The following is a 16,482-nucleotide window of genomic DNA, read 5'->3' as shown; positions in this document are numbered from 1 at the left end:
CCCGCGCGGGGACGCGGCAGGATCGGAGCGTGGAACTGACTCTGCTCGGCACCGGAGCCCCCGACGGGCTGCCGCGGCCCGACTGCCCCTGCGCCGCGTGCGCCCTCGCCCGCGGCTCCGCCGGCCGGGCCGCGACCGCTCTCCTGGTGGACGACGCGCTGCTGCTCGACCTGACGCCCGGCGCGGTGTTCGCCGCCGCCCGCGCGGGCCGCTCGCTCACCGCCGTACGCCAGGTGCTGCTGACCCACCCCCACGACGGGCCCGCCGTCGAACTGCCCGCCGGGCTGCCTCCGGCGGGCCGGGTGCCGGACGGGCGGGAGCTGACGCTGATCAGCGGGCACCGGGTACGGGCGGTGCCGATGGACGCGCCCGGTACGGGGTACGAGGTGATCTCGCCCGAGGGCGCCCGGCTGCTGTACCTGCCGCCGGGCGGCGCGCCGGCCGGGCTCGCGGAGCCGGTGGCGCAGCCGTACGACCTGGTCGCCCTGGACCTCGTCGGACGGCCCGACGCCGTGGCGCGGCTGCGGGCCGCCGGGGCGGTCGGGTCCGCCACCGAGCTGATCGCCGTCCATCTGGGCCACGACGCGCCGCCCGCCCCGGAGCTGGAGCGCCGGCTCGCCGCGGCCGGGGCGCGGGCCGTGCCGGACGGCACGACGCTGACGGTCGGCGGCTTCCGCGAGCCCGCCCCGCTCCCCCGGCGCACCCTGATCACCGGGGGCGCGCGCTCCGGGAAGTCCGTCGAGGCGGAACGCCGGCTGGAGACGTACCCGGAGGTGGTGTACGTGGCGACCGGCGGCGGGCGCGACGGGGACGCCGAGTGGGCGGCCCGGGTCGGGCTGCACCGGGAGCGGCGGCCGGCGAGCTGGCGCACCGAGGAGACCTGCGCGCTGACGGAGCTGCTGGCCGCGGACGGGCCGCCGCTGCTGATCGACTGCCTGTCGCTGTGGCTGACGCACCTGATGGACCGGGTGGGTGCCTGGGACGACGTGACCTGGGCGGAGGGCGGGGAGCGGGCGCTGCGGGCGCGCACGGCGGAGCTGGTCGCCGCCGTGCGCGGGACCCGGCGCACGGTCGTCATGGTGACCAACGAGACCGGCTCGGGCGTGGTTCCGGCGACGGCGTCCGGCCGGCGCTTCCGGGACGAGCTGGGCCGGCTGAACGCGGCGGTGTCCGGCGAGTGCGAGCAGGTGCTGCTGGTGGTGGCGGGCCAGGCGGTGCCGCTGCGCGGCTGAGCGGGAGCGGTGGGCCCGCAGGCGGCCCGCTCCGGCCGGGCCGGGGCGGAAAGGGCGGCGGGTACTGTTCCGCAGTGGGCCCGTGACGGGCTCGACGGACCATCCCCCGTATCTATCCCGCGAGGCAGAACCCCGTGAATCTGGACGACTTCTCCGATCTGATCGAACGCCCGGACGGGGGCGTACGGCGCGATGCCGAGGAACGCCGGGAGCGGTTGAGCGTGCCGGTGGGCGCCCTCGGGCGGCTGGACGAGCTGGGTGAGTGGTTGTCCGCGGCGCAGCAGGCGGCTCCGGTGCGGACGATCGAGCAGCCGCGCGTGGTGCTGTTCGCGGGCGACCACGGGGTGGCGCGGCTCGATGTGTCGGGGCGGAAGGCCGGCACCGCGCACGAGCTGGTGCGGGCCACGCTGGAGGGCGCGACCCCGCTGGCGGTCCTGGCCCGCCGGTACGCCGTGCCGGTGCGGATCGTGGACGCCGGTCTCGACTGCGATCCGGAGCTGCTGCCGGAGGCCGTCGTGCGCACCCGGGTGCGGCGGGGCAGCGGGCGGATCGACGTCGAGGACGCGCTGACGGCCGACGAGGCCCGGGCCGCGGTGCGGCTCGGCATGACGGTGGCCGACGAGGAGGCCGACTCGGGCACCGATCTGGTGGTGCTCGGCGACCTCAGCGTGGGCGGTACGACGGCGGCGGCGACGCTGATCGCCGCGCTGTGCGGCACGGACGCCTCGGTGGTGACCGGGCGCGGTGGCGCGGGCATCGACGACCTGGCGTGGATGCGCAAGTGCGCGGCGATCCGCGACGCGCTGCGCCGGGCCCGGCCGGTCCTGGGCGACCAGCTGGAGCTGCTGGCGACGGTGGGCGGCGCCGATCTGGCCGCGATGACCGGCTTCCTGCTCCAGTGCGCGGTGCGGCGGCTGCCGGTGATCCTGGACGGTGTGGTCGGGGCGGCGGCCGCGCTGGTCGGCCAGCGGGCCGCGTTCCGGGCGCCGGACTGGTGGCTGGCGGGCCAGGCGAGCGGTGAGCCGGCGCAGGCGAAGGCGCTCGACCGGATGGCGCTCAACCCGGTGCTCGACCACGGGGTGATCGTCGGCGAGGGGTGCGGGGCGCTGCTCGCCCTCCCGCTCGTCCAGGCCGCGGCGGCGCTGGCGGCGGAGCTGCCCGAGCGCGAGCCGGAGGCGGAGGCCGCCGAGGACGGGGCCGCGGGCTGATGGCGGCGCTCGCCGCGGTCACGGCTGGGGCGGCGGGGGCGGCGGGGCGGGGACCCGGTCCGGCGCCCCGCCGATGAGGTCCTGGAACCTGCGGCGCGGCCCGGCCCAGCGGACGTCGTGGTGGTAGGCGCGCAGCACCGCGCGGGAGCGGGCCCGGTGCCGGCCGCGGTAGAACCGCTTGGCCCACGGCGAGGTCGGCCGGGCCAGCCGTACCGCCCCGACCAGGGCCACGAAGGGAACCAGGGTGCCGACCACCGCCATCCTGGCCTTCCCCTTGAACAGGGTGATCAGGACGAAGCAGAAGTTGATGACGACGGTGACCACCGCGCCCGCCCTGCCCTGCTGCTGATCGTCGCTCAGATCGTCCACGCCCAGCGGCGAGAACCCGCCGAGCACCAGCAGCACCAGGGCCGCCGTGAGCACGACGACCTCCACGCTCCGGCGGCCCTCCTCCGTCCAGTACACGTCGTCCAGATGCAGGATCAGCGCGAACTCGTCCAGGACCAGCCCCGCGCCCACGCCGAAGACGACCGCGCACAGGGCGGCCGCGACGCCGTGCTGCCCGCAGGCGACCGCGCCGAAGCCGCCGACGACGCTCAGCACCACGCCGGGCACCACGTGGTGGATGTGGACGCCGCCGGGCGTGATGTCGCGGAACGGGCCCTTCCCGGCCCGGATCATCCGGGTGATGAACCGGGTCACGGCGAAGGTCAGCACGAAGGCGGTCAGGGCGAGGAGCAGCGGAAGTTTCCCCGGCTCGACGAAGTTGCGCTCGAACCAGTGACCCATCCCACCACTCCCGGTCATCCGCTTCTGCCCCGTTGTGCGGCATTTCGGACAATCTAGCGGCCGGGCGCACCGATTAGCCTGCGCGCCGTGACCTCCTCCCTCGACAGCCACGGCCTGCGGTTCGCCTTCGGCACCCTGACCGTGCTCCCCGTCCGCGTGACCCGCTGGGACCGGGAGGCCGCGCGGGCCGGGATGCTGTGCGCGCCGGTGGCCGGGCTGGTGGTGGGCCTGCTCGCGGCGGTGCCGGGCAGCCTGCTGCTGTGGGGCGGCGCGGGCCCGCTGCTCGCCGCGGTGGCCTCGGCGGCCGTGCCCGCCGTGCTCACCCGGGGGCTCCATCTGGACGGTCTCGCGGACACCGCGGACGGCCTGGGCAGCGGCAAGCCGGCCGGTGACGCGCTGCGGATCATGAAGCAGTCGGACATCGGCCCGTTCGGCGTGATCACCCTGCTGTTCGTGCTGCTGGCGCAGGTGGCGGTGCTTCAGCAGGAGTACGCGCGGGGCTGGGCGCACGGCGCGGTGGCGGCCGCGGTCGCGGCGGTCGTCGCCCGGCTCGCGCTGACCCTGGCCTCGCGGCGCGGGGTGCCGGCGGCCCGGCCGGAGGGCCTGGGCGCGGCGGTCGCCGGAACGGTTCCGGTGGCCGGTGCGGTGGCGGTCGGGCTCGTGGTGGTGGCCGGCTGCGCGGGGGCGGGGGCGCTGACCGGCGGGTACGGGGCGCTGCGCTGCGGCCTGGGCGCGGTGGCCGCGGTGGCGGTGGCGGAGCTGCTGCTGCGGCACTGCGTGCGGCGGTTCGGCGGGGTGACCGGCGATGTGTTCGGGGCGCTCGCGGAGACGGCGGCGACGGTGGCGCTGGTGGCGCTGGCACTGGGCTGACGGCTGACGCGTTTCCCGGCCGGGCGGGGCGCGAAACCCGGCGCGTCCCGCGGGGCTTCCCGGACCGGTGGGGCGCGAAACCCGGCGCCCCGTCAGTCCGCGTCCGCCGCGCAGGACTCGCGCGACGCGTCCAGTGCGTACTCCTTGCGCAGCGAGCTGAGCCCCAGCTTCCGGGACTGTGCGCAGAACCGCTCGGCGGGCAGCTCGTACTCGACGTGGAACACCGCCTTGCCCGCCTTCACGAACGGGGTGAGCTCCTCGCACTCGTCGTACTGCGCGCACTGCTCGTTGACCGCGAAGTCGAAGTCCCCGACCAGCTCCGGAATCTGCGGCAGGTCGTTCTTGAGGCCGGCGGCCATGCCGTGGCGGTGGACCAGGCGGGCGATCAGACGGTTGTAGCGGAGCTGGTCGGCGGCGGTCAGCGGGAAGCCGCTCTCGTTGCGGTAGCCGTCCATGTTGTCCGGCTCGACCGCGTCGAACCCCTTGTCGGCGCACATCTCGATCCGGGACTCCATCAGCGGCTCCAGGACGTCGGTGCGCCGGATGTCGAGCCAGCGCTCGCCCTTCCAGCCGTTGCCCTTCCCGAGGAGCGCGGTGGGGAAACGGGCCGCGTCCGGGCGGAAGTCCTCCCAGGCGCCGGTGGACAGGTAGCAGATGACCTTGCGGCCCTCGCGGTGCAGCGCGGCGACCTCGGCCGCCGTCCGGTCGAAGCCGTCGATGTCGTACACCGGGGCGTCCACGGTGGTGTCGAGCCGGCCCGACAGCTGCCACTGCCAGTCGGTGCCGGGCTCCGGCTGCCAGCGCTGCCGCGCGGGCTGGGCGGACGCCCCGGCTCCGGCGTCCTCGCCCGCCGGGGCGCCGTCCCGGTCCCGGGCGCAGCCCGCGAGCAGCGTGAGCAGTGCCAGTGCCAGTGCGCCGCAGGCGAGGGCGCCGCGCGCCCCGCCCACCCGTGCGGCCGTACGGTCGCGCATCGTTCCCCCCGTGTCCGCCCCGAGCCCGGGGCCACCGGGACGATCTTCCCGGAACCCCCACCGTACGTCGGCCGGGGAACAGCCGTGCGACCGCTACGGCCCGCCGCCGTGAGCGGGCAGCAAAGGCGCGCGTAGGCTCATTCCCGGCACATTGCGACGGCGTCTACGATGCGCCGGGCCCGGTCGGCCACCCCTCGACCACTACAGGGCCGGAAAAGAACTCAACGGAAGCGAGATTTCACCACCGTGACTGCTCTCACTCTCAGCACCGCCGGTGCGGCGACGCTGCGCGCCGACGCCCTCGTCGTGGGCGTCGCCAAGAGCGCTGGATCCAAGTCCGCGGACGTCGTCCTCGCACCGGGCGCCGAGGCCGTGGACAAGGCGTTCGGCGGGAAGCTCGCCGCCGTCCTGTCGACCCTGGGCGCCTCGGGTGCCGAGGGCGAGCTGACGAAGGTCCCGGCTCCGGACGGCCTCAAGGCCCCGGTCGTCATCGCGGTCGGCCTCGGCAAGGCCCCCGAGAAGGACGGCACGTACGACGCCGAGGCGCTGCGCCGGGCCGCCGGTGCCGCCGCCCGTTCGCTGGCCGGGGCGAAGAAGGCCGGCTTCGCGCTGCCCATCGGCTCCGTCGAGGACGCCGAGGCGATCGCGGAGGGCGCGCTGCTCGGCGCGTACGCCTTCATCGCCTACCAGGCCGGCGAGAACAAGCTCGCGCCGAAGGGTGCCGAGCCCGCGGGTGCCAAGCCGGCGCTGGCCGAGGTCGCCGTACTCGGCGCCAAGCCGCGCGACAAGGCGTTCAAGGCCGCCGCCGAGCGCGCGATCGCCCTCGCCGAGGAGATCAACCGCGCCCGCGACCTGGTCAACACCCCGCCCAACGACCTGTACCCCGAGTCCTTCGCCGCCGTGGCCTCCGCCGCCGGCAAGGAGCACGGCATCAAGGTGCAGGTGCTGGACGAGAAGGCGCTCGTCAAGGGCGGCTACGGCGGCATCCTCGGCGTCGGCCAGGGCGCGACCCGCGGCCCGCGCCTGGTGAAGCTCGCCTACACGCACCCGAAGGCGGAGAAGACCCTGGCCCTCGTCGGCAAGGGCATCACCTACGACTCGGGCGGCATCTCGCTGAAGCCGGCCGGTCACAACGAGACGATGAAGTGCGACATGGCCGGCGCCGCCGCCGTGTTCGCGACCGTCGTCACGGCCGCCCGTCTGGGCCTGCGGGTCAACGTCACCGGCTGGCTGGCCCTCGCCGAGAACATGCCGTCGGGCAGCGCCACCCGCCCCGGCGACGTGCTGCGCATGTACAGCGGCAAGACCGTCGAGGTGCTCAACACCGACGCCGAGGGCCGGCTCGTCATGGCCGACGCGCTCACCCGCGCCTCGGAGGAGAACCCGGACGCGCTCGTCGACGTGGCGACCCTGACCGGCGCCATGGTGCTGGCGCTGGGCAACCGCACCTTCGGCATCATGTCCAACGACGACGCCTTCCGTACCTCGATCCACGAGATCGCGGAGGAGGTCGGCGAGGCGTCCTGGCCGATGCCGCTCCCGGCCGACCTGCGCAAGGGCATGGACTCGCCGACCGCCGACATCGCCAACATGGGCGAGCGGATGGGCGGCGGCCTGGTGGCCGGCCTGTTCCTGAAGGAGTTCGTCGGCGAGGGCATCGCCTGGGCCCACCTGGACATCGCGGGCCCCGCCTTCCACGAGGGCGCCCCGTACGGATACACGCCGAAGGGCGGCACCGGTTCCGCCGTCCGCACCCTGGTCAAGCTGGCGGAGCGCACCGCCGACGGCGACCTCGGCTGAGGCCGGCCGGCCTCTGTACGGCCCCGGGCATACGTCCGGGGCCGTAGGGCCCTTCGTTCGGACCAGGCCGGATCAGGGAGCGGGCTCTGGTGTCGTGCATCGCAAGGCGGAGGAATGAGGCAACGCGGAGCGTTGTTGATTGACGACAACGCCGCGAGGTGCGGCACCAGAGCCCGCGAGCCCGGCCTGGTCCGAACGAAGGGCCCTGTGTGTTTGACCCATGGCACCGCGTCCGGGCGGGGTGGTTTCGCTCTTGACGAAATCCCCTGTCCGGCACGCAGCGGTTATCCACCGGGACGGACGATCATCCGCCCCGGACACGGGCCCCGCGTCCCGCTCACCGTCAACAAATGCGAAGATGGGTTCTCGGCAGGACAGGGCCCCCACCACAGGGCCGAAGACAAAGCGGCCGCACACCAGCCGACCGGCCGGTAACACCCCGAGGACGGGGCCCGGCGTACGGCGCACATGCATGGAGGACGTGACGTGGCGAACGACGCCAGCACCGTTTTCGACCTAGTGATCCTCGGCGGTGGTAGCGGCGGGTACGCCGCGGCCCTGCGCGGAGCGCAGCTGGGCCTGGACGTCGCTCTGATCGAGAAGGGCAAGGTCGGCGGCACCTGCCTGCACAACGGCTGCATCCCCACGAAGGCCCTGCTGCACGCGGGCGAGATCGCGGACCAGGCCCGCGAAGCCGCCCAGTTCGGTGTCCAGGCCACCTTCGAGGGCATCGACATGGCGGCCGTCCACAAGTACAAGGACGACGTGATCTCCGGCCTGTACAAGGGTCTGCAGGGTCTCGTCGCCTCCCGCAAGGTGCACTACATCGAGGGTGAGGGCCGCCTCTCCTCCCCCACCTCGGTGGACGTGAACGGCCAGCGCGTCCAGGGCCGCCACGTGCTGCTCGCGACCGGCTCCGTGCCGAAGTCGCTGCCGGGCCTGGAGATCGACGGCAACCGCATCATCTCCTCGGACCACGCGCTGAAGCTGGACCGCGTCCCGAAGTCGGCGATCGTGCTGGGCGGCGGCGTCATCGGCGTCGAGTTCGCCTCGGCGTGGACCTCCTTCGGCACCGACGTGACGATCGTCGAGGGCCTCAAGCACCTCGTCCCGGTCGAGGACGAGAACAGCTCCAAGCTCCTTGAGCGCGCCTTCCGCAAGCGCGGCATCAAGTTCAACCTCGGCACGTTCTTCCAGAGCGCCGAGTACACGCAGGACGGCGTCAAGGTCACCCTCGCCGACGGCAAGACCTTCGAGGCGGAGGTGCTGCTGGTCGCGATCGGCCGCGGCCCGGTCTCGCAGGGCCTGGGTTACGAGGAGGCCGGGGTCGCCATGGACCGCGGCTACGTCCTGGTCGACGAGTACATGCGGACCAACGTGGAGACGATCTCCGCCGTGGGCGACCTGGTCCCCACGCTCCAGCTCGCGCACGTCGGCTTCGCCGAGGGCATCCTCGTCGCGGAGCGGCTGGCCGGTCTCAAGACCGTCCCGATCGACTACGACGGCGTGCCGCGCGTGACGTACTGCCACCCCGAGGTCGCCTCCGTCGGCATCACCGAGGCCAAGGCCAAGGAGCTCTACGGCGCGGACAAGGTCGTCGCCCTCAAGTACAACCTCGCCGGCAACGGCAAGAGCAAGATCCTCAAGACCGCGGGCGAGATCAAGCTCGTCCAGGTCAAGGACGGTGCGGTGGTCGGCGTCCACATGGTCGGTGACCGTATGGGCGAGCAGGTCGGCGAAGCCCAGCTGATCTACAACTGGGAGGCGCTGCCGGCCGAGGTCGCCCAGCTCATCCACGCCCACCCGACCCAGAGCGAGGCGCTCGGCGAGGCCCACCTGGCCCTGGCCGGCAAGCCCCTGCACTCCCACGACTGACCGGTCGACCGGGCGCGACGACCGACCACTTCCGCATTTTCGTAAGGAGCAACTGAAACCATGTCGGTTTCCGTAACCCTTCCGGCGCTCGGCGAGAGCGTCACCGAGGGCACTGTCACCCGCTGGCTGAAGGCCGAGGGCGAGCGCGTCGAGGCCGACGAGCCGTTGCTCGAGGTCTCGACCGACAAGGTCGACACCGAGATCCCCGCCCCCGCCTCCGGCATCCTGTCGTCCATCAAGGTCGCCGAGGACGAGACCGTCGAGGTCGGCGCCGAGCTGGCCGTCATCGACGACGGCTCGGGCGCCCCGGCCGCCGCCGAGGCCCCTGCCGCGGAGGCCCCCGCCGCCGAGGCCGCCCCGGCCCCGGCTCCGGCCGCCGAGACCCCCGCCCCGGCCCCCGCGGCCGAGGCTCCCGCCGCCGCTCCGGCCGGTGGTGCCTCCGGCACCGACGTCACCCTGCCGGCGCTCGGCGAGAGCGTCACCGAGGGCACCGTCACCCGCTGGCTGAAGGAGGTCGGCGAGGAGGTCGCGGAGGACGAGCCGCTGCTCGAGGTCTCCACGGACAAGGTGGACACCGAGATTCCCGCCCCGGTCGCCGGTGTACTGCTGGAGATCGTGGTCGGTGAGGACGAGACCGCCGAGGTCGGCGCCAAGCTCGCCGTCATCGGTGCGCCCGGTGCCGCCCCGGCCGCCCCGGCCGCCGCGCCGGCTCCGGCCGCGCCCGCCCCGGCCCCCGCCGCTCCGGCTCCGGCCCCCGCCGCCCCCGCGCCGGCCGCTGCCCCGGCGCCCGCCGCTCCGGCGCCCGCCCCGGCCGCCCCGGCCCCGGCACCCGCCGCCGCTCCGGCTCCGGCTCCGGCCGCCGCCGCTCCGGTCGCGACCTCCGGTGACGACGGTGCGTACGTCACGCCGCTGGTCCGCAAGCTCGCCGCCGAGAACGGCGTCGACCTGGGCGCGGTCAAGGGCACCGGCGTCGGTGGCCGTATCCGCAAGCAGGACGTCGTGGCCGCAGCGGAGGCCGCCAAGGCCGCCGCCGCTGCCCCGGCGCCCGCCGCCGCCGCTCCGAGCGCCTCCAAGGCGCCGAAGCTGGAGGCGTCCCCGCTGCGCGGTCAGACGGTCAAGATGACCCGCATGCGCAAGGTCATCGGCGACAACATGATGAAGGCGCTGCACTCGCAGGCCCAGCTGACCTCGGTCGTCGAGGTCGACGTCACCAAGCTGATGAAGCTGCGCGCCCGCGCGAAGGACGCGTTCGCGGCCCGTGAGGGCGTCAAGCTCTCCCCGATGCCGTTCTACGTCAAGGCCGCCGCCCAGGCGCTGAAGGCCCACCCGGTCGTCAACGCCCGGATCAACGAGGACGAAGGCACGATCACGTACTTCGACTCGGAGAACATCGGCATCGCCGTGGACGCCGAGAAGGGCCTGATGACCCCGGTCATCAAGGGCGCGGGCGACCTCAACATCGCCGGCATCTCGAAGAAGACCGCCGAGCTGGCCGGCAAGGCCCGCGGTGGCGGCCTGACCCCGGACGACATGTCCGGTGCCACCTTCACCATCAGCAACACCGGCTCGCGCGGTGCGCTGTTCGACACCGTCATCGTGCCGCCGAACCAGGCCGCCATCCTGGGCATCGGCGCCACCGTGAAGCGTCCCGCGGTCATCGAGACCGAGGAGGGCACCGTGATCGGTGTCCGCGACATGACGTACCTGTCGCTCTCCTACGACCACCGTCTGGTGGACGGCGCGGACGCCGCCCGCTACCTGACCGCGGTCAAGGCGATCCTGGAGGCCGGCGAGTTCGAGGTCGAGCTCGGCCTGTAACCGGCTCGGCCTGTAACCAGCCTCACGATCGGCGCCCCCGTCCGGAACCCTCCCGGACGGGGGCGCCGCCGTATTGTCTAGACACCCGGTCGCCACGGCCACTGTGCCCGGCGCAGGCGTACCGGTCTGTCCGAAGGAGCCCGTCATGACCCCGCCCGTCGTCCACTCGCTGCGCGAACAGATCCGCGAGCACATCGTGGAGGGGATCGTGAGCGGGCGCTGGAAGCCGGGCGAGCGGATCGTGGAGCGGCGCATCGCCACGGAGCTGGAGGTCAGCCAGACGCCCGTGCGCGAGGCGCTGCGGGAGCTGGAGACGCTGCGGCTGATCGAGTCGGCGCCCAACAAGGGCGTCCGGGTCCGCAACCTCACCGCCGCCGACCTGGAGGAGAGCTACCCCGTACGGGCCGGCCTGGAGCAGATCGCGGCCGAGCTGGCGGCTCCGGGGCTCGGCGAGGACTGCTCGCTGCTGGCCCCGCACGTGAGCGCGCTGTACGAGGCGGACCGGCTGGCGGACGGCGAGGCGCAGGTGCGGCACACGGTGGGCTTCCACCGGGAGATGGTGCGGGCGGCGGGCAACGCGGTGCTGCTGCACACCTGGGAGGGGCTGGGCATCGAGGTGTTCACGGCGCTGTCGATCCGCTGGCTGGGCACGGTGCAGAAGTCGTACGCGGAGGAGCACGAGGCCCTCATCGACGCGTTCCTGCGCAAGGACCCGGACATCGGCACCCTGGTCAAGGCGCATGTGCTGGGCTGCGCGCCGCGCGCCTGAGCCCCCGGACAGGCTGGTGCGCATCTGTCATGGAGGGCGCTCTCCTGTGCGGACGGGTGCCCTTTTTGACGGTTAAATCCCGTCACTCGGTGCCCTGTTTCCTGGCACCCCATGCCACTTTTCTTCATATCGAGAAGTTTTGCCTTTCATCCTTTGATCGATCATCGATCGGCGTCTTACAGTTCACTTCGCGGGCCCACCGGCCCCATCGCCCTGTCCTGCCAGTCAGGGACTTCTCCACCCCCCTCCTCACCGGAAGGCGGCGATCATGACCGACCCCGTTGGAAAGCTTCCGAGCGAGCTCGACCAGCTCCCGGACCGCGACCCGGAGGAGACCGCCGAATGGGCGGCCTCCCTGGATGCCGTCACCAAGGCCGCGGGCCCGCACCGTGCCGCCTACCTGATGCGGCGCTCGCTCGAGCACGCCGAGGGCGCCGGTCTCGCGCTGCCCAAGCTCCTGGAGACCGACTACGTCAACTCCATCCCCACCGCCGCCGAGCCCGAGTTCGACGGCGACCTGGAGATGGAGTCCCGGATCACCGCGTGGAACCGCTGGAACGCGGCCGCCATGGTCACCCGCGGCTCGCGCTTCGGCGTCGGCGGCCACATCGCCACCTTCGCCTCGGCGGCCTGGCTGTACGAGACCGGCTTCAACCACTTCTTCCACGGCAAGGAGGGCGAGGGCTCCGGCGACCAGCTGTACATCCAGGGCCACGCCTCCCCCGGCATCTACGCCCGCGCCTTCCTCGACGGCCGGCTCAGCGAGCAGCAGCTCGACAACTTCCGCCAGGAGGCGGGCGGCAACGGCCTGCCGTCCTACCCGCACCCGCGGCGGCTGCCCTGGCTGTGGGAGTTCCCCACCGTCTCCATGGGCCTCGGCCCGCTCTCGGCGATCTACCAGGCGCGCTTCAACCGCTACCTGGCCAACCGCAACATCAAGGACACGTCGAACTCGCACGTCTGGGCCTTCCTCGGCGACGGCGAGATGGACGAGCCCGAGTCGACGGCCGCCCTCGCCCTCGCGGCCCGCGAGCAGCTCGACAACCTGACCTTCGTCATCAACTGCAACCTGCAGCGCCTCGACGGCCCGGTCCGCGCCAACTTCCGCGTGGTCCAGGAGTTGGAGGGCGCCTTCCGCGGCGCCGGCTGGAACGTCGTCAAGACGCTCTGGGGCACCGCCTGGGACGAGCTGTTCCAGCTCGACACCACGGGCGCGCTGGTACGCCGGCTCCGCGAGGTACCGGACGCGCAGTTCCAGACGTACGCCACCCGCGACGTCGCCTACATCCGCGAGCACTTCTTCGGCGCCGAGCCCGCCCTCGCCGAGCTGGCGAAACTGCTCACCGACGCCAAGATCGCCGAGTGTTTCCACACCTCGCGCGGCGGCCACGAGGCCCGCAAGGTCTACGCGGCGTACAAGGCGGCCCTGGAGCACAAGGGCGCGCCCACCGTGATCCTGGCGCAGACCGTCAAGGGCTACACCCTGGGTCCGGGCTTCGAGTCCCGCAACGCCAACCACCAGATGAAGAAGCTGGACGGCAAGCAGTTCCGCGCCATGCGCGACCTGCTGGAGCTGCCGATCCCGGACTCCAGGCTGGACGAGCACCTGGTGCCCTACGCCCACCCCGGCGCCGACTCGCCCGAGGTCCGCTACCTCCAGGAGCGGCGCGCCGCCCTCGGCGGCCCCGCCCCGGCCCGCCGGGTGCACGCGGTCGCGCTGCCGACGCCCGAGGAGCGCGCGTTCGCCGCGCTGAAGAAGGGCTCCGGCAAGCAGGAGCTGGCCACCACCATGGCCTTCGTCCGCCTGGTCAAGGACCTGATGCGGGACAAGGAGACCGGCAGGCGCTGGGTGCCGATCGTCCCCGACGAGGCCCGCACCTTCGGCATGGAGGCGCTGTTCCCGTCGGCCGGCATCTACTCGCCGCTGGGCCAGACGTACGACCCGGTCGACCGCGACCAGCTGATGTACTACAAGGAAGCCAAGGACGGCCAGGTCCTCAACGAGGGCATCACCGAGGCCGGCGCCATGGCCGACTTCATCGCCGCCGCCACGTCGTACGCGACGCACGGCGAGCCGATGATCCCGTTCTACATCTTCTACTCGATGTTCGGCTGGCAGCGTACGGGCGACCAGTTCTGGCAGCTCGGCGACCAGCTCGGCCGCGGCTTCGTGGTCGGCGCGACCGCCGGCCGGACGACCCTGACGGGCGAGGGCCTCCAGCACGCGGACGGCCACTCGCACCTGATCGCGTCCACCAACCCGGCCTCGCTCAACTACGACCCGGCGTTCGCGTACGAGATCGCGGTGATCGTCCAGGACGGTCTGCGCCGGATGTACGGCCCCGACGCCGAGGACGTCTTCTACTACCTGACGGTCTACAACGAGCCGAAGCAGCAGCCCGCGATGCCGGCAGGCGTCGAGGAGGGCATCGTCAAGGGCCTGTACCGCTTCAAGGAGGGCACGCCCGCCAGGGCGAACGGCCCGCGTGCCCAGCTGCTGGCCTCCGGTACGGCGATCCACTGGGCCCTGGAGGCCCAGGAGCTGCTGGCCGCCGACTGGGGTGTCACGGCCGACGTCTGGTCCGCGACCTCCTGGGGCGAGCTGCGCCGCGAGGCGCTGGAGTGCGACGAGGCACTGCTCCGCGGCGAGCAGCGCACGCCGTACGTGACGCAGGTCCTGGAGGGCGCTCCGGGCCCGGTCGTCGCGGTCAGCGACTGGATGCGCGCGGTGCCGGACCAGATCAGCCAGTGGGTCGAGCAGGACTGGACCTCGCTCGGCACGGACGGCTTCGGCATCTCCGAGACCCGTGACGCGGCCCGCCGCTACTTCGGCGTGGACGCCCAGTCCGTCGTGGTCGCGACCCTGGCCCAGCTGGCCCGGCGCGGCGAGGTGCCGGCGACGACGGTCAAGGAGGCGCGGGACCGCTACGGTCTCTGAGCCCACGCACCGCTGAGCCCGCCGTACGCCCTCGGGGTGTCCGGCGGGCTCACCGCGTTCCGGGGCCGCCCGGCGCGGCGGCCACAATGGGCCGTATGCGTGCTGCCCGGCTGATCCGTATGGTGCTGCTCCTCCAGGCGCGCCCCGGCATGACCGCCGCCGAGCTCTCCCGTGAGCTGGGGGTGTCCGAGCGGACCGTCACCCGGGACGCCGGGGCCCTCTCCGACGCGGGCATCCCGGTGTACGCGGAGCGGGGGCGGGCCGGCGGCTACCGGCTCGTCGGCGGCTATCGCACCGGGCTGACCGGGCTCGCGCGGGACGAGGCGGAGGCGCTGTTCCTGTCCGGGCTGCCCTCCGCGCTGCGCGAGATGGGGCTCGCGGACGCCGCGTCCGCCGCCCGGCTCAAGGTGTCGGCGGCGCTGACCCCGGCGCTCCGGGACGCCCCGGCGGGGGCCGGCCGGCGCTTCCATCTGGACGCGCCCGGCTGGTACCAGGAGCCGGTGGCGCCCGAGCTGCTGCCCGCCGTGGCCGACGCGGTCCGGCGCGACCGGTTGCTGCTGGCCCGCTACCGGCGGCCGGGCCGGGACACCGGGCCGGAGCGGGAGCTGGCCCCGTACGGGCTCGTGCTCAAGGCGGGCGTCTGGTACCTGTGCGCCCGCACGGACGACGGCTTCCGGGTCTTCCGCGTCGACCGGTTCACCGCCGTGTCGGTTTCCGGCCTCCCTTTCGTCCGGGACGAGGGTTTCGACCTGCCCGCGTTCTGGGAAGAGCGCGCGGCCGCGTTCGCCCGCTCCCTGCTGCGTACGAAGGTGCGGCTGCGGCTCTCGCCGGAGGCGGTGCGCAGGCTGCCGCAGGTGGTGGACCGGGCCGCCGCCGGCGACGCGCTGGAGTCGGCCGGGCCGCCGGACGGCGACGGGTGGGTCGCGGTCACCCTGGCGGTGGAGTCCCCGGACGTGGCCTACGGCCAGCTGCTGGGCCTCGGACCGGAGTTGGAGGTGCTGGAGCCGGCCGCCCTGCGGGAGCGGTTCGCGAGGGCCGCCGCCCGGCTGCACGCCCTGTACGGGGACACGCCCTGACGGCTTCGTTCGGCTGTCCGGGCGTGCGGCTCCCGCCGCCGGGGCGGATGCTGGGATGCGTGATGGACGAGACGGAGTTCTGGGAGCTGGTCGACAGCACCCGCGAGGCCGCCGGCGGCGACCCCGAGGACCATGCCGACCTGCTGGTCGAACGGCTGGTGCGGCTCGATCCGGAATCCGTGCTGGACTTCTCCCGGCACTTCGAGTCCCGTGTCAACCGCGCCTACCGCTGGGACCTGTGGGCGGCCGGCGCCGTGCTGCTCGGCGGCGCGAGCGACGACGCCTTCGACTCCTTCCGCTGCTGGCTGATCGGCCGGGGCCGGGAGGTGTTCGAGGGCGCGGTGCACGACCCGGACAGCCTGGCCGGGCTGCTCGGCTCCTTCGACGAGGAACTGGACGGCGACGGCGAGGAGCTGGGGTACGCGGCCGACGAGGCGTACGAACAGCTCACCGGGGTCCTCGCGCCGGACCTGGGGCTGCCGCCGCAGCCCGGCGAGCCGGAGGGCACCCCGCTCGACCTGGACGACGACGCGGCGCTCGCCACCCGGCTGCCCATGCTCTGGGAGCGGTACGGAAGCTGAGGCGCTCCGCACGTCTCACGGCGCGAGCGGGCGGCCCATCATCACATCGTCCACGTACCGCCCGTTCAGGAAGAACTCGCCCGGCAGCACGCCCTCGACGGTGAACCCCTCCGACTCGTACAGCGCGCGGGCGGGCGCGTTGTGGCCGAGGACCCGCAGGGTCATCCGGTTCGCCCCCTCGCCGCGCGCCGCGACGCAGGCCGCGCGGATCAGGGCGCGCCCGACGCCCCGGCCGCGCGCCCGGTGCGCCACGGCCAGGCCCTGGATCTGCCGTACGTGCGTGTTGCAGGGCAGCGGGGTGGGCGGCACGAAGCGGATGTAGCCGGCCGGCTCCGGCTCCCCCGCCGCGCCGGGCATCTCCGCCACCAGGATCTCCCGCGGCGGATGGCGCTCGTCGAAGAAGGGGGCGTACGGGGGCTGCGGGCGGGGCTGCACCGCGTGCAGGGTCGACCAGGTGGCCCGGTCCAGCTCGCCGAGTGCGGGTCCGTCGCCGGCCACGGCGCGGCGGACGACGGGCGGGGCGGGTATCGCGGATGCGCTCATGGCCGTCACTGT

The 16,482-nt window shown here is 73.7% G+C and carries 13 protein-coding genes; 10 read left to right on the top strand and 3 right to left on the bottom strand.

The features are described 5' to 3' along the window. The first annotated feature begins 29 nt into the window (after positions 1-29). Both DNK56_RS09780 and DNK56_RS09775 read left to right on the top strand, forming a co-directional pair. Positions 30-1,232 (top strand): bifunctional adenosylcobinamide kinase/adenosylcobinamide-phosphate guanylyltransferase, encoded by a 1,203-nt coding sequence (locus DNK56_RS09780; RefSeq protein ID WP_111332477.1) that lies wholly within the window; start codon positions 30-32, stop codon positions 1,230-1,232. Between the two features lie 134 nt (positions 1,233-1,366). Beyond that, complete coding sequence (locus DNK56_RS09775; protein ID WP_111332475.1) at positions 1,367-2,440, top strand: nicotinate-nucleotide--dimethylbenzimidazole phosphoribosyltransferase; 1,074 nt, start codon at positions 1,367-1,369, stop codon at positions 2,438-2,440. An 18-nt stretch (positions 2,441-2,458) separates the two neighbouring features. On the opposite strand, the gene DNK56_RS09770 is transcribed toward DNK56_RS09775, so the two are convergent. Next, a complete protein-coding gene (locus DNK56_RS09770) occupies positions 2,459-3,229 on the bottom strand; it encodes a hypothetical protein (RefSeq protein ID WP_111332472.1) in 771 nt (256 codons plus the stop codon). Between the two features lie 78 nt (positions 3,230-3,307). Between DNK56_RS09770 and DNK56_RS09765 the strand changes: the two genes are divergently transcribed. Continuing rightward, positions 3,308-4,099 (top strand): adenosylcobinamide-GDP ribazoletransferase, encoded by a 792-nt coding sequence (locus DNK56_RS09765; protein WP_111332470.1) that lies wholly within the window; start codon positions 3,308-3,310, stop codon positions 4,097-4,099. A gap of 92 nt (positions 4,100-4,191) precedes the next feature. Here DNK56_RS09765 and DNK56_RS09760 read toward each other — a convergent pair whose 3' ends face one another. Next, positions 4,192-5,070, bottom strand: coding sequence for an endo alpha-1,4 polygalactosaminidase (locus DNK56_RS09760; RefSeq protein ID WP_111332467.1), 879 nt, complete (start codon positions 5,068-5,070; stop codon positions 4,192-4,194). Between the two features lie 246 nt (positions 5,071-5,316). On the opposite strand from DNK56_RS09760, the gene DNK56_RS09755 reads away from it, so the two are divergent. The 7 genes from DNK56_RS09755 to DNK56_RS09725 all read left to right on the top strand — a co-directional run bounded on the left by DNK56_RS09755 (position 5,317) and on the right by DNK56_RS09725 (position 15,927). Further along, positions 5,317-6,870, top strand: coding sequence for a leucyl aminopeptidase (locus tag DNK56_RS09755; protein ID WP_111332465.1), 1,554 nt, complete (start codon positions 5,317-5,319; stop codon positions 6,868-6,870). A 486-nt stretch (positions 6,871-7,356) separates the two neighbouring features. Further along, positions 7,357-8,745: a dihydrolipoyl dehydrogenase gene (gene lpdA / locus DNK56_RS09750; protein ID WP_199563806.1), complete on the top strand. Its 1,389-nt coding sequence runs from the start codon at positions 7,357-7,359 to the stop codon at positions 8,743-8,745. Between the two features lie 60 nt (positions 8,746-8,805). Further along, on the top strand, positions 8,806-10,563 hold the full coding sequence (gene sucB, locus DNK56_RS09745; protein WP_111332460.1) for a 2-oxoglutarate dehydrogenase, E2 component, dihydrolipoamide succinyltransferase: 1,758 nt from the start codon (positions 8,806-8,808) through the stop codon (positions 10,561-10,563). Between the two features lie 145 nt (positions 10,564-10,708). After that, entirely contained in the window at positions 10,709-11,332 is a 624-nt protein-coding gene (locus DNK56_RS09740) for a GntR family transcriptional regulator (RefSeq protein WP_111332457.1), read from the top strand. 268 nt (positions 11,333-11,600) lie between these two features. After that, the gene (gene aceE, locus DNK56_RS09735) at positions 11,601-14,270 is read left to right on the top strand and encodes a pyruvate dehydrogenase (acetyl-transferring), homodimeric type (protein WP_111332455.1); all 2,670 of its coding nucleotides are present in this window, start codon (positions 11,601-11,603) and stop codon (positions 14,268-14,270) included. Positions 14,271-14,365: 95 nt separating this feature from the next. Continuing rightward, entirely contained in the window at positions 14,366-15,346 is a 981-nt protein-coding gene (locus tag DNK56_RS09730; protein ID WP_199563807.1) for a helix-turn-helix transcriptional regulator, read from the top strand. Between the two features lie 62 nt (positions 15,347-15,408). After that, positions 15,409-15,927, top strand: a complete 519-nt coding sequence (locus tag DNK56_RS09725) for a DUF4240 domain-containing protein (RefSeq protein ID WP_111332450.1) — start codon at positions 15,409-15,411, stop codon at positions 15,925-15,927. Positions 15,928-15,942: 15 nt separating this feature from the next. Here DNK56_RS09725 and DNK56_RS09720 read toward each other — a convergent pair whose 3' ends face one another. Then, the gene (locus DNK56_RS09720; RefSeq protein WP_111332448.1) at positions 15,943-16,470 is read right to left on the bottom strand and encodes a GNAT family N-acetyltransferase; all 528 of its coding nucleotides are present in this window, start codon (positions 16,468-16,470) and stop codon (positions 15,943-15,945) included. Positions 16,471-16,482 lie beyond the last annotated feature (12 nt).

Origin of the sequence: Streptomyces sp. AC1-42W (assembly GCF_003248355.1) — a bacterium.
Taxonomy (GTDB): domain Bacteria; phylum Actinomycetota; class Actinomycetes; order Streptomycetales; family Streptomycetaceae; genus Streptomyces.
The sequence above is the reverse complement of the archived record's forward strand: the minus strand, read 5'-3'. Positions and strand labels throughout refer to the sequence as shown.